Here is a 12468-nt window from a genome sequence, read left to right as displayed (position 1 = left end):
GAATCCGATGACTGCAATGCTGCGCGCCTATCATGTGTCGCTGGAACTGCCCACCGAGGTGCACAAGACCGGGCGAAAGGGGTACAGCGATCTGCTGGCCACCTTGTCGGGTTCCGTGCGCTATCAGTCCACGATCCTGTCGGGTATCAATTTCGAAGCGGTCGACGGCGATCGCATTGGCGTCATGGGCCTTAACGGCGCGGGCAAGACGACGCTGTTGCGGGTACTGAACGGCGCCTACGCGCCCACCGCAGGCGTGCTGCGGGTGGAAGGCCACCGCCAGTCGCTGTTGAACCCGCTGCTGGGTTTCGCCGAGTACGCGTCCGTCGCGGAAAACATTTTCCTGCGTGGCACGGCGATGGGGCTGCGCTATCGCCAGCTGAAGGCGATCGCGCCCGACGTCCTCGCGTTCGCGGGATTGAGCGATCGCGCCGAGTACCCGCTGTACACGTTGTCCAGCGGACAGCGCATGCGGCTCGGGTTCGCCATCACCACGGCGGTGCAGCCCGACATCCTGCTGATGGACGAGTGGTTGTCGACGGGCGACGCGGCCTTCGTCGCGCGCGCCCGCAAGCGCATGAAGGATCGGTTCGAGGGCAGTCGCATCGTGGTCCTCGCCAGCCACAGCACCGGCCTGCTGCGGGATACCTGCAACAAGGCGCTCGTGCTGGACAAGGGGCGCATGCGCTTCTTCGGCCCCACGGCGGACGCGCTCGAGGCGTATCGCGACATCGTGTCGCAGGCGTCTTCGGAAGAGCGCGATGCGGCGATGAACTCGGATCCCGTGCTTTTTGGCAATACGCAGGGTGTGGTGGAGCGCATCCGCGCCACCCGGGACAGTCTGGAAGTGGTCGGATGGGCCATCGACGACCGCGGCCGCGAAGCGACCGTGGTCTGCCTGGAGTTTGCGGGCCAGAAGCACCTGCTCGAGTCCTTCGAGCGCCTGCAACGTGACGACGTCAATGACTACATCGGGAAGCGCAGCGGGAAGTACGGGTTCCACCTGTCGTTGGCGCTTGAACAGCCGGTCGTCGCCAAGGAACTTGTCGAGGAACTGGAGGTGCGTGTGGGGCGCAACGTGTCGCGCCTGGGCATGCCTCTCTCGCTGGTGCGCGCCAGCGTCATCGAAACGGAGTAAGCGGCGACCACGTCGCCTCTTCAGCCAACGGAGCACACGACCATTGCCATGAAGAATCTGTTGGGGAAAATGGCGCAGCCTTCCAAGCTTGCGTCCGGACCGGATGCCGTCGACGTCCAGGCAACGCCCCTCGAGCTCCCCGACCGGTCGGGCGACCCGCCATGTCGCTTCAAGGTGGACGTTGCCGTACGACTGGGGGACAAGGTGCTGGTGGGCGGATGGAGCACGGGCCCTGTCCAGTTCACCCTGTCGGCTGATGGTAGGCCCGTGGCCACGGGCGAGACGCGTTTCGGGCGACCGGACGTGTCGACACACCTGAGCTTGCCGAAAGAGGCGCAGGCCGGTTTCGTGCTGGTCGCCGACATTCCCGCGGGGGCATCGGTCAGTTTGTCCTGGGCCCTGCGTGATGGGCGCGCGGATGCCCAGGCTCTCGTACTGGGGTCCGCCCGTGACTTGAACCAGGCGGAGTCGGGTCTCCTGGGCCCGTCGGCGGGATTGCTGACCAGTACGATGACGCCGCATACGCCCGAGTGGCGCGAGGCGATCACCCGCTTTCCTGCAGCGACCACGGAATGCCCCGAGGCGAAGGGGCACGTCGAGGCCGCCCACATCATTCGGGGCACCGGTCATGTGGTGGTGGTGGGCTGGTTGGCGGCCAAGCCCGGCATGCAGGTCTGGGGCGAAGATGATTTGGGCAACACCTACGCGGTGGATACCGCGTACCGCTTAGTGCGAAACGATGTGCACCAGCTTTTCGGGGCCTTGTTTGGTGCGCCCGCACGGATGTCCGGTTTCATTCTCCACAGCGCTGCAACCGGTGCGCCCACCACCTTCCGCATCAAAGCGCTTTCCGAGCAGGGAATCCATCTTCTCTCCGAAGCTGGCCTCAGTCCCCTAAGCGAGGATCCGGTGACCTTCGCACGCTGGCTGTTCGGCGTAGGCGCCGGGGAAGAAGACTGGTCCCGCCGCGTTGCGGAACTCGATGCGCCCCTGGTGTCCGGGATGATCGAGCGCGCGCGCACACACTGGGCTGATTATCCGATCCTCGTGCGCGATTGCGGCAAGGTCCTCGAGGAGCCGGTCGTCAGCATCGTGGTGCCCCTCTACGGCCGCGTCGACTTTGTCGAGAACCAGATGCTGGCATGGGTGCGCGATCCCTGGATCCAGGAGAACGCGCAGCTCATCTATGTCCTGGACGATCCAAGCCTCGTGCCGGGCTTCCGCCAGATGGCCGAAGAGTTGCATGCCTTGTATCGCGTCCCCTTCACGTGGGTCTGGGGCGGCGTAAATCGCGGCTTTTCCGGCGCCAACAATCTCGGGGCGCAGTACGCGAAGGGGCGCCACCTGCTGTTCCTGAACAGCGATGTCTTCCCGCTGGGGCCGGGTTGGCTCCAGTGCATGGTGGAGGTATTGGACGCGCGACCTGACGTGGGCGCGGTGGGGCCCAAGCTTCTTTTTGCGGACGGCGGCGTACAGCACGCCGGAATGCGCTTCACCTGGTCGCCCGAGCATGACGTCTACATCAACGAGCATCCCATGATGGGGCTGGATCCCGTGCTGGAGCAGCGCAGGGGTGTGGTCGACGTGCCGGCCGTCACGGGAGCCTGTGTGCTCGTCAGGCGGAGCGACTTCGATTGCATCGAGGGCTGGGACACGGGCTACCTGATCGGTGACTTCGAGGATTCGGACTTCTGCCTGAAGTTGCGCGCCGCGGGGCTCTCCTCCGTCTACCTGCCTGCCGTCGAACTGGTCCACCTGGAGCGCCAGTCGATGACGGCGCTCGGCACCCAGGATTTCCGTAGCAAGGTCACACTGTGGAATGCACTGCGCCACCAGGCCCGCTGGCGGGCGCTCATCGAAGCGTCGATGGGTGCCGCCGAATGAACGCAGTGGAGACGCTACCGATGTCCCGCAAGCCCCGCATCCTGGTGATGTCGCACCGCCACCCTGACTTCAGCCTGGGGGGCGGCGAGATTGCTGCCTACAATCTCTACAAGGCCTACCGCGACAGTGATGACGTGGAGGAGGCATGGTTCCTGGCCAGCGCTGATCGCGGGCGGGGCGCCAACGGCGCCATCACGCCCAGACGTGCCAACGAGTACCTCTGGGAACAGGGCATCGGTGACTGGACCATGCTCAAGGCGGCGCATCGTCATTCGCTGGTCAATAGCTTCCTTGATCTGTTGCGCGCGCTGCGGCCCACTGTCGTGCATACGCATCACTATGCCCATCTGGGGGTGGAGTTCCTGCGACTCGTCAAAGCGTTCGATCCGACGATCAAGCTGGTGCTGACGCTGCACGAGTACATGGCCATCTGCAACAACCAAGGGCAGATGATCAAGACCAGCGGCCGGCTCTGCAGTCGCGAGTCATATGACGATTGCCGTCTTTGCTTCCCGCAGTACTCGGTGCAGGACTTCTGGCGCCGCAAGAATTTCATCCTGAGCCACTTCGCTTACGTCGACCAGTTCGTGTCACCGTCCGAGTTCCTGCGCCAGCGCTACATTGCGTGGGGAATCCCGGCCGACAAGATCCTGGTCATCGAAAATGGTCAGGATGACGCCCAGCCGCTACCGCCGCGACCGTTGGCGGAGGGGGAGACCCGCAACCGTTTCGGCTATTTCGGACAGATCAATCCGTTCAAGGGCCTGGACGTGCTGCTGAGCGCGCTGACGCAGATGCGCAAGTCCGAGCGCAAACAGATAGTGCTGGAAGTACATGGCGCCAACCTCGAGGCCCAGAGCGGTGAGTTCCGCGACAAGATCAAGGAGCTGGCGGACCCGTTGATCAAGGAAGGCGTGGTCCAGTGGGTGGGGCCCTACCAGCCGCATGAGATCGCCAGTCGCATGGCCAACATCGATTGGGTGGTGGTGCCTTCCGTCTGGTGGGAGAACTCGCCGATGGTGATACAGGAGGCCTTTGTCCATGGGCGTCCACTGCTGGTAAGCAACATCGGTGGTATGGCGGAAAAGGTCTTGGACGGCGTGAATGGGAAGGCCGTCCAGGTAGGCAATGCGCTTGCTTGGGCGAGCTCAATGTTGGAAATGCAGGATTCAGCCCGCTGGACAAGTTGCCGCGAAGCTGTCGAGCCGCCTTTGAGTCACGCCAAGATCGCAAAGATGCACCTGGAGATCCTCTGATGTCTGATTTGAACGACTCAACATTCATCTATGGGATCGAACCGAGCCTGCAGGATGCAGGCTTGAAGGATGCGTCGTCGCTCTACGATAGTACCGGGCAGAACACCGGCAATCTGGCCTTTCATTACGCAATCGCTCGTCAGCTCGGGTTGAACAAGTCAGTTTCCTGGAACTGTTCCAACCAGGAGATCGAGGCTGCGGGCCGGCTGGCGGTAATGCCTTGTGCCAATCAGGTCGGCGAGCATCTGGATATGGGGGGATCGGCACAGAAACTTTCCGCGCTGAACGTTTCTATCGTCGCGATTGGGCTTGGCGTCCAGTCTGGAGTTGACTTCTCCATTCCCAACGTGCCGCAGGGCACCCGCGCTTGGCTGAAAGAGATCGGGAAGCGTTCCCCGAGTTCGGGCCAACCAAACATTGCGGTGAGGGGCGAGTTCAGTAAGAAGGTTATCGACGGATTAGACATCGGGGTGAACTGCGTCGCACTTGGCTGTCCAACTTTGTTCATCAGCCCTGACACGCGCCTCGGCCAGACCTTGAGCGCGGCATTCCAAACTCCTTCGCGCGTGTGCGTGGTTGCGGGTCATTACAGGTGGAGGCATCTGGCGAGGCTGGAAGCGTCCCTTGCCCACATCGCGACAGTGACGGGAGGCGGATATGTCATGCAGAGCCCCAAAGAAATGGTGCAGCTGGCGCGGGGCGAGTTGCACGAGATGCAGCCCGAGGCAATCCAGCAGTGTCGCGACTTCGTATGTCCGCACTTGTCTGAAGAAGAGTTCAGGAAGTGGAGTCATCGGCACTCGGAAGTGTTCTTTGATACGGCGTCGTGGATGAGTTACTACAGGAAGTTCGACTTCGTGATTGGCGCCAGAATTCACGGCGTGATGCTCGCGTTGCAGGCTGGTGTTCCTGCGGTCTGCATCGCACATGACTCCAGAACCAGAGAGCTGTGCGAGACGATGAAGGTTCCCCATGTGCTGGCATCCCAAGTGTCCGGCGGCGTATCGAGGTCGCAGTTGGCTGAACTCTGGAGACTGGATGCTGACGAGTTCGATGAGAACCGGATCAAGCTTGCCGCGCGCTACCGCGAGTTTCTGAGTGGCAACGGGCTGGCCAGCCGGCATATGGCGGCGTTGGTGGGCGCGAGTATCTAGTTCTTTTCCAAGCACAGATCAAATGGAGAGTCTCCAGATGGGGGCGGCGATACTTTCTGGTGTTATCGAGACTGTCGGTCGATCTTCCGCGTCGGGTTGGGTGCGAATCGAGGACGTCTGGTCGACGCAACATGACTTGCCAGTCATCGAGCTTAGGCGTGGCAAAGAGCTTGTGGCGGTAGGGATCCTGGGCGCGTTGCGAAAAGAGCTGACCAAAGACGGGTTCAGTGGACATTCTTTCAGGATCGAACTCTCTCCAGCTCTACAGTCAGAACTCCTGTCAGGCGCTCTCAGCGTCGTCTGCGTTGGAGGTGCGGAAATTGTGGAGCTCAAGAAAGTGGCGCCACTTGATCTGGCCGTGCGGATCAACTCGCAGTCGAACGACAGTTTGGTGGTCTCCAAGAGGTTCCTTACGCCTCGCTCGCGTAGCATTATGTCCCAGCAGCAGGGCGACAGCGCATTACCGGCGCGAGTTCGCCGCCAGGCGGCGGTGATTACTTACGCAAATGACGCGAATGCCTGGTTTCCATACTTCCTTTCCTACTACGGGCGACTTTTCGGCGTCGAGAACATATTCGTGGTAACACCCGTGCCCGAGGCGTTCTCTGATTTCGGCCTGGGGGGAGTTTGGTCTGTCAAGGGCTTTCCATTTGACGACGCTGCAAGGGCAAGCATGATGTCTAGTATCGCCAACGGGTGCCGCAACTACTACGTTTGGTCGATTGTTTGCGATGTTGACGAGATCATCGAGCCGGCGCCTTGGTTGGGTGTGAATCTCCGTGAGTACCTATCAACGTGCGAAGATTCGGTCCTCTACACTAGGGGGCTGGACGTTCTCCAGTCTGCAGCGGAGCCCGATTTCGATTTTCGTCTGCGAACTTGCGAGCAGAGGTCGATAGCAATCCCGAATACTGCACTTTACAAGCCGCACCTGGCCAGGGTGGAGGTTAACTACAGTGGTGGATTTCATTTCTGTTCTCGCCTCCCCGAAGCTGGGTCTCTACGCGGCGATCTGGTCACCTACCATCTGAAATGGGCCTGCTCGAGCATTAGAGCGGAGGTGCAGTCCAGCGTCATGGCCACGTCGTATTCGGATGTCGCCATTGAATCGTACTGCCGCAACTCGGCGGATCCGAGAGGAAGCCATCCGTCCTTGAGGCTTTCGTCGGGGGAGCTGATACGGTTGGATCACCCCTTGATGAGCCAGTTCAGCGATGAGAGCTTGGGGGCGTTGTGCTGGGCTCCAGAGCGGGGACTTTATGTCGGGGACTTCAAGGTGGCTCCGTTCTTGGTCAAGATCTCGAAATGAGCGGCGTAATCGAGTCCGCCAACTCGAGATCCGTCTCAGGATGGGTGACTGGGGCCGGGTCTGGGGCCAATAGTTTGTATTTCCTGACTTCTTCCGGCGAGTTGATCGAAGAATGCAGGTTTGAACCGATAACGCGTCCGGATCTGGGTGGCAGGGGTTGGGGGTTCTCGCTGGCAACACCTTCGTGCTTGAGCCTTGATGACCTCGCTGCTGGCAATGTTCGATTGTGTCCTGACAGAAGCGGCGTCGGATCACTAAAGATCTGGCGACCTCTGCATGCCGCTATCCTTACTGACGCCCTGTCGGCCCCAGAGCTCGGGCAGTATGTTTCGCTGATTTCGAGCCGGACGAAAGAGGGTATTGTCCCCCTGTTGTCGCCGTTGTCATCGCGCTCATCAGAGGATGGTTTGCCCGCGAGTGCCGGGACGACCTCGGCTGATGAAGCTGCAATCATTGGTCAAGATGGTGCTCTGTTCTTGTTTCGTGGCAGTAATGATGTCGTTTCCCTGTACCAGAAGCAGGGATCTGCGCGCATCTCAGCTGCTTGGCTCAAGCTGGTACGGGATCGCTCCAAGAGTCTTTCTTTGGAGGGTAGTAGATTCTTTCAGTTGTTCATACCAGAGAAAACGTCGGTTTCGCCCGAGCTCGTGCCTTATCCGTGCTCGGTGGGATCCTCGCAGTATCTGTCAATCATCGAGCATCTCGCTTGCGAAGACGACGTGATCGATGGGCTTCCGGTGCTTCGTCAAAGCCTTGCTGGGGATGCTTCTTACCGAAAACTCGATTCACACCTCAGTCCCCTCGGTTGCGAGGTGCTGGTTCAGCATCTGCTTGTTCGCATGGGGTACGGAGGATGTGTTCGTACAACGCAGACAAAGGAGCAGCTTTTGATGGCTGATCTCGCCTCGCGGTTCGAGGGCCTTTACCCCAAGGGACTGGAAAGACTGATTCTGGCATCGAAACTCGAGGTCGCTGGGATTTCCTGCGAAGAGCCGATACTGGTCGCATCGGCCGACGTGGATTCCGGACACGTTGGTACGCAGCGACAGTGGTCTGCGCCAACGGCTCCGATTGGTGCGCGAGTGCTTTGTTTCGGAAATTCCTTTTTCGAGCGCGGCAATCATTCCACTTCGCTATCTTGGTGGTTCTCTCGGATTTTTCGGGACTTCAGGTTTGTGTGGTCTGCGGATCTTGATCTTGATGTCGTTCGCGAATACGCACCCGACATCGTGGTCTGTCAGACAGTGGAACGATTCATGGCTCGTCTTCCGAGCCGTTGAGTTCGAGTTTGCTTTGTTGTTGTGGACGACAGGTGGAATCCAATGATTGGCAGCAAGCTCCAGTACAAAGCCGCGGTAGCGGTAACGAACGCGAACAACCAGCGCATCTTCGCGAGTCGTGGTAGCGGAGGCTCCGGATATGAGCGAATTTCCGGGGACATTCCAGATCTCGCCATAAAGCCAAAGTTCCAGATCGCGCGCGATCAGAAAGTTTTCACCATTGGGTCCTGCTTCGCCAGGAATGTAGAATCAGTGCTGGTAGCGAAAGGTTTTGATTGCATTACCAGCAAGTACGTTTTCGATTCCGAATGGTACGAACAAACCGGGCTTGGAGCGCGAAACGGTGCCCTCAATGCCTATACCCCGGCTGCCATGCGTGATCTTCTTCGGCTCGGGTCGCGGGCCGACGCTATGACCGTGGGCGCACTCCAAGTCGGTGATGACGAGTGGGTGGATATGCTGGCGTCCGGTTTGAAGCCACTTAGCTTTTACGAGTTCCAAACGGCCCGTGCACGTTTGCTGGAATGCTACAGGCAGATCCCCTTGGCCGGTGTCGTGGTGGTAACGCTCGGTTACACAGAAAGCTGGTTCGATGACCTCGATCAAATCTATGTGAACAGATCGCCGGGCGGCAGTGTTAGGGCTGCGCGCCGGGGTGATCGATACAGCTTCCACAACCTTTCGCCACGAGAGGTCGAGGATGCTCTGGAGGACATCATACGAATCATCCGGGAATTGACCGGGCATGGCGCGAAGGTGCTGCTTACGGCTTCTCCCGTGCCGCTTCATGCAACGTTTACTGGCTTGGATTCAGTGGTGGCCAACCAGTATTCAAAGGCTGCCTTGCTCGCTGCAGCGCTCAGCGCTGCGTCGAACCACGATTTCGTCGACTATCTTCCCAGCTACGAGTTCGTTACCCACTCGGCGGCCAGTGTTGCCTGGGAAGCCGACGGCGTTCATGTAAAGCCTTCGCTAGTAGCGAGAGTCATGTCGAAATGCTTTGATGGATATCTGGAGAGCTAGCGAATTGCCTGTGGCGGGAGAAGATGAAGAGCGGTGCACGTGGTTTGGCTCAGATTGCGCCAAGGACACAGACAGACTGACCCAGGCTGCCTACACTTTTCATTTCGCGGCCATGATCCCACTGGATCAAGCGATCTAGCGGGATATAGTTGGTGTCGCCATCGAGGGTGTGATCGACTGTCAGGCCCAAGTGTCGTGCCCACGCATTTATCCCGTCCCTATCCATGAACTGGTTCAGCACCTTGTCCGGCCGCGTGTCCTGCAATGAGGCCTCGAAGATGTTCCAGTGCGAGGGGATGCGGAACTCCAGGAACGAGAACACGATCTTGCCGCCGGGCTTGAGCACCCGTTTGGCGTCCTGTAGGTAACGGTAGGTTTCCTCGAACTGCAGGTGCGTGAACACCGAGAAGAACGTGATGAAGTCCGCCGACGCGTCCGGCTCCGGAATCACCGTGCCGGGTGCCGCATAGAAGCGCCAGTCGTCCCGTCCGCACTTGCGTTGCGCGTACTGGAACAATTCGGGCACCACATCGATGCCGACGTAAGGACCGGTCAGATAGTCCTTGAGCTGGTAGGGCAGGCGCCCGCTGCCGCAGCCGACATCCACCACCGTGTGACCCGGCTGCAGTCCCAGGTGTTTGAGCAATTGGAACTCCAACACTCCCACGGCCTCGTAGTCGCCCCCCACCGCCAGCGACATGGCCTCGCCCTCGTCATGCGAGTCCATCAGGTTCTTGCTGTGCTTCAGGTAGCTGGACAGGAAATGCGGAAGTTTCATCTTGGATCCTCTTGCGTACAGGGCGCGCAGCCCGTTCAGAATGCCGGTGTGCGATGCCAATCCCATGCACTGCGCAGCACGGCTTCGATGTCGGTGTAGGTCGGGGCCCATCCGAGTACCTCGCGTGCCCGCTGGCTCGCCGCCACGAGCACGGGTGGATCACGGGCGCGACGCGGCGCGGCTTCGAACGGTACCGGCAACCCCGTGACCTGTTCGGCCGCGCGTATCACCTGCATGACGCTGAAACCGGTGCCGTTGCCCAGATTGAACGCTTGCGCACCCGGTACGTCGGTCATGTGGTCCAGCGCCCGCACGTGCGCATCCGCCAGATCGAGCACATGCACGTAGTCCCGCACGCAGGTGCCATCCGGTGTCGGGTAGTCCTGCCCGAACACTTTCAGCGGAGCCGCAGGATTGATCAGCGCACGCAGCAGGTTCGGGATCAGGTGGGTTTCCGGTTCGTGGGACTCGCCGATGCCGTCCGCAGCGGAAGCGCCCGCCGCGTTGAAGTAGCGCAGGCAAACCGAGTGCAGCCCATAGGCCTGCGCCGCATCCGCCAGGATGCGCTCGACCATCAGCTTGCTGGCCCCGTACGGATTGATCGGCGCCTTGGGGTGCTCCTCGTCGATGAGCGCGCTCACCGGATCGCCGAATACCGCGGCCGTGGAGGAGAAGACGATGCGGTCCACCGCGTGCCGACGCATCACGCGCAGCAGGTTCAGCGTGCCCACGACGTTGTTCTCGTAGTAGTCGTAGGGCGCGCTCATCGACTCCCCGACCAGGGAGCGGGCACAGAAATGGAGTACGGCATCGTAATGCTGCCCCTGGAACGCTGCCTCGAGGCTGGGAGCGTCGAGGAGGTCGGCGCGGATCAGCTGGCCCCAGCGCACGGCTTCGCGATGGCCGGTACTCAGATTGTCCAGAACGGTGACGTGGTGACCACGCGCGTGCAGAACCTTGGCGACATGCGAGCCGACGTAACCGGCGCCGCCACATACGAGCAAGTGCATCCATCCGTTCCTGGAAAACGCAGGCTGCATTTTAGCCCCTGCATCGCGGGGGCTCACCTCACTCTTTCAGCCCCGCCGCAACCCGCAACCGTCGCCGCGTCATCGGGCCGAAGCGGAGTGCGTCAGAGAGCCCGGCAAGCGTGCCGTCATCCGCCGCCGCCCGGGTGTAGCCGGGCTCTATGCCCTCCAGTGGCGCGTCAAGCGCGATGGTTGTGAGCTGACGCCACAGCAGGGCGTGCTCGCGTTGTTCGCGCAGCCGCAGCGCCAGGGTCGCGGCGCCCCGCATGCGCAGGAACTGCACTTCGTCGACGCGCGCGAGCAGCGTGTCCAGGTCGCCGAAGTGGGCCAGCAGGATGGCGGCGGACTTGGCGCCGATGCCGGTGACGCCGGGGATGTTGTCCACCGCATCACCGGTCAATGCCAGGTAGTCGGCGATCTGCCGCGCCTCCACGCCGTGGCGCGCTTTCACGCCGGCGCTGCCCCAGCGTTGGCCGCGCGCGAAGTCCCATTGTTCGTCGTGGTCCATCAGCAGCTGCGAGAGATCCTTGTCGGCCGAGACGATGACGCCCCGGAAGCCTTGCGGTCGCGCGCCGTGCAGCGCGGTGCCGATGAGGTCATCGGCTTCGTACTCGCCATGCGCCAGCACGTTGAGGCCCAAGGCGGCGCACAGTGCCTTGCAATGGGTGAACTGGCGACGCAGTTCCTCCGGTGCCGGCTCACGATTGGCCTTGTACGCCGCATAGATGCGATTGCGGAAGCAGCTGTCCAGCGCTTCATCGAACGCGATGGCGATGTGCTGAGGACGCTCCTTCTCCAGCAGGTCCAGCAGGAAGCGCGCGAAACCGTGCACCGCATTGGTCGGCCAGCCGTCGGCGTCCTGGAACTCGTCCGGCATCGAGTGCCAGGCGCGGAAGATGTACAGGCTGGCATCGACCAGGTAGAGCGTGCGCAGCGGTTGCGGCTCAGGCATGCGGCGACCAGTCGCTGAGCAGTGCGGCAGGATCGGGGCGTTCGCGCTCGGGCACGTCGATCTGCGCGGTGCCGATATGGATGAAGCCCACGACCTTCTCGTCTGCCTGCAGCCCCAAGGTGTCGGCAACGGCCGCGTCGTAGGCCATCCAGCCGGTCAGCCACTGTGCGCCGAAACCCGATGCCTGCGCCGCCTGCAGCAACGCGAAGCACACGCTCCCCGCGGTCAGCAGCTGTTCCTGCTCCGGCACCTTGTGGCCGGGCGTGAGGCGTGCGACGACGGTGATGACCAGCGGCGCATGCGAGAAGCGGGCGCGATCCTTTTCAACGGCGGCGGCGGGCGCCTGCGGGTCGAGATGCAAGGTGCGTGCCGCAAGCAGCTCACCCAGCACGTGGCGGTCGTCGCCGGCGATGCGGATGAAGCGGAAGGGCACCAGCTTGCCGTGGTCGGGCACGCGCACGGCCGAAGCCAGCATGCGGTGCAGGGTGGCGGCATCCGGTCCGGGTTCGCCCAGTTGCTTGGAGGGCACGGAACGGCGCGCGTCGAGGAAGTGCAGGGGGTATGTGGTCGGCATACCCCAAGTTTAGCGTGTCGATTGTGACGCATGGCGCTAAAGTGCAGAGCCCATCACGGTTGTCCGGCAGCCGGATTTCCTACGATGGGGTG

Annotated in this window: 11 protein-coding genes; 7 read left to right on the top strand and 4 right to left on the bottom strand. The window is 61.4% G+C overall.

Features of this window, described 5'->3' with window-relative positions; all coding sequences use genetic code 11:
- The first annotated feature begins 7 nt into the window (after positions 1-7).
- The 7 genes from OVA13_RS09315 to OVA13_RS09285 are packed head-to-tail and all read left to right on the top strand — an operon-like array spanning position 8 to position 9044.
- Positions 8-1138 carry an ABC transporter ATP-binding protein gene (locus tag OVA13_RS09315; RefSeq protein WP_267790219.1) on the top strand — a complete coding sequence of 377 codons (1131 nt, stop codon included), beginning with the start codon at positions 8-10 and terminating at the stop codon, positions 1136-1138.
- 48 nt (positions 1139-1186) lie between these two features.
- A complete protein-coding gene (locus OVA13_RS09310) occupies positions 1187-3022 on the top strand; it encodes a glycosyltransferase family 2 protein (RefSeq protein WP_267790218.1) in 1836 nt (611 codons plus the stop codon).
- A gap of 20 nt (positions 3023-3042) precedes the next feature.
- A complete protein-coding gene (locus OVA13_RS09305; RefSeq protein WP_324288192.1) occupies positions 3043-4278 on the top strand; it encodes a glycosyltransferase family 4 protein in 1236 nt (411 codons plus the stop codon).
- A complete protein-coding gene (locus OVA13_RS09300) occupies positions 4278-5432 on the top strand; it encodes a polysaccharide pyruvyl transferase family protein (protein WP_267790216.1) in 1155 nt (384 codons plus the stop codon). The genes OVA13_RS09305 and OVA13_RS09300 overlap by 1 nt, the downstream gene beginning before the upstream one ends.
- A gap of 22 nt (positions 5433-5454) precedes the next feature.
- Positions 5455-6741 carry a hypothetical protein gene (locus OVA13_RS09295; RefSeq protein WP_267790215.1) on the top strand — a complete coding sequence of 429 codons (1287 nt, stop codon included), beginning with the start codon at positions 5455-5457 and terminating at the stop codon, positions 6739-6741.
- On the top strand, positions 6738-8021 hold the full coding sequence (locus tag OVA13_RS09290; protein WP_267790214.1) for an alginate O-acetyltransferase AlgX-related protein: 1284 nt from the start codon (positions 6738-6740) through the stop codon (positions 8019-8021). Before OVA13_RS09295 ends, OVA13_RS09290 begins: the two co-directional genes overlap by 4 nt.
- 42 nt (positions 8022-8063) lie before the next feature.
- On the top strand, positions 8064-9044 hold the full coding sequence (locus tag OVA13_RS09285) for a GSCFA domain-containing protein (protein ID WP_267790213.1): 981 nt from the start codon (positions 8064-8066) through the stop codon (positions 9042-9044).
- 49 nt (positions 9045-9093) lie between these two features.
- Here the strand turns inward: OVA13_RS09285 and OVA13_RS09280 are convergent, their stop codons facing one another.
- The 4 genes from OVA13_RS09280 to OVA13_RS09265 are packed head-to-tail and all read right to left on the bottom strand — an operon-like array spanning position 9094 to position 12376.
- Complete coding sequence (locus OVA13_RS09280) at positions 9094-9822, bottom strand: class I SAM-dependent methyltransferase (RefSeq protein WP_267790212.1); 729 nt, start codon at positions 9820-9822, stop codon at positions 9094-9096.
- A 35-nt stretch (positions 9823-9857) separates the two neighbouring features.
- Complete coding sequence (gene galE, locus OVA13_RS09275) at positions 9858-10862, bottom strand: UDP-glucose 4-epimerase GalE (RefSeq protein ID WP_267790211.1); 1005 nt, start codon at positions 10860-10862, stop codon at positions 9858-9860.
- A gap of 28 nt (positions 10863-10890) precedes the next feature.
- The gene (locus OVA13_RS09270) at positions 10891-11802 is read right to left on the bottom strand and encodes a 5'-3' exonuclease (RefSeq protein ID WP_267790210.1); all 912 of its coding nucleotides are present in this window, start codon (positions 11800-11802) and stop codon (positions 10891-10893) included.
- Positions 11795-12376, bottom strand: coding sequence for a nitroreductase family protein (locus OVA13_RS09265; protein ID WP_267790209.1), 582 nt, complete (start codon positions 12374-12376; stop codon positions 11795-11797). The genes OVA13_RS09270 and OVA13_RS09265 overlap by 8 nt, the downstream gene beginning before the upstream one ends.
- Positions 12377-12468 lie beyond the last annotated feature (92 nt).

Source organism: Pseudoxanthomonas sp. SL93, from assembly GCF_026625825.1.
Lineage (GTDB): Bacteria > Pseudomonadota > Gammaproteobacteria > Xanthomonadales > Xanthomonadaceae > Pseudoxanthomonas_A.
The sequence above is the reverse complement of the archived record's forward strand: the minus strand, read 5'-3'. Positions and strand labels throughout refer to the sequence as shown.

Excerpts from the sequence above, each read along its gene's own strand:
- OVA13_RS09315 (WP_267790219.1), top strand. The coding sequence starts at position 8 with ATGACTGCAATGCTGCGCGCCTATCATGTGTCGCTGGAACTGCCCACC.
- OVA13_RS09310 (WP_267790218.1), top strand. The coding sequence starts at position 1,187 with ATGAAGAATCTGTTGGGGAAAATGGCGCAGCCTTCCAAGCTTGCGTCC.
- OVA13_RS09305 (WP_324288192.1), top strand. The coding sequence starts at position 3,043 with ATGTCCCGCAAGCCCCGCATCCTGGTGATGTCGCACCGCCACCCTGAC.
- OVA13_RS09300 (WP_267790216.1), top strand. The coding sequence starts at position 4,278 with ATGTCTGATTTGAACGACTCAACATTCATCTATGGGATCGAACCGAGC.
- OVA13_RS09295 (WP_267790215.1), top strand. The coding sequence starts at position 5,455 with ATGGAGAGTCTCCAGATGGGGGCGGCGATACTTTCTGGTGTTATCGAG.
- OVA13_RS09290 (WP_267790214.1), top strand. The coding sequence starts at position 6,738 with ATGAGCGGCGTAATCGAGTCCGCCAACTCGAGATCCGTCTCAGGATGG.
- OVA13_RS09285 (WP_267790213.1), top strand. The coding sequence starts at position 8,064 with ATGATTGGCAGCAAGCTCCAGTACAAAGCCGCGGTAGCGGTAACGAAC.
- OVA13_RS09280 (WP_267790212.1), bottom strand. The coding sequence starts at position 9,822 with ATGAAACTTCCGCATTTCCTGTCCAGCTACCTGAAGCACAGCAAGAAC.
- galE (WP_267790211.1), bottom strand. The coding sequence starts at position 10,862 with ATGCAGCCTGCGTTTTCCAGGAACGGATGGATGCACTTGCTCGTATGT.
- OVA13_RS09270 (WP_267790210.1), bottom strand. The coding sequence starts at position 11,802 with ATGCCTGAGCCGCAACCGCTGCGCACGCTCTACCTGGTCGATGCCAGC.
- OVA13_RS09265 (WP_267790209.1), bottom strand. The coding sequence starts at position 12,376 with ATGCCGACCACATACCCCCTGCACTTCCTCGACGCGCGCCGTTCCGTG.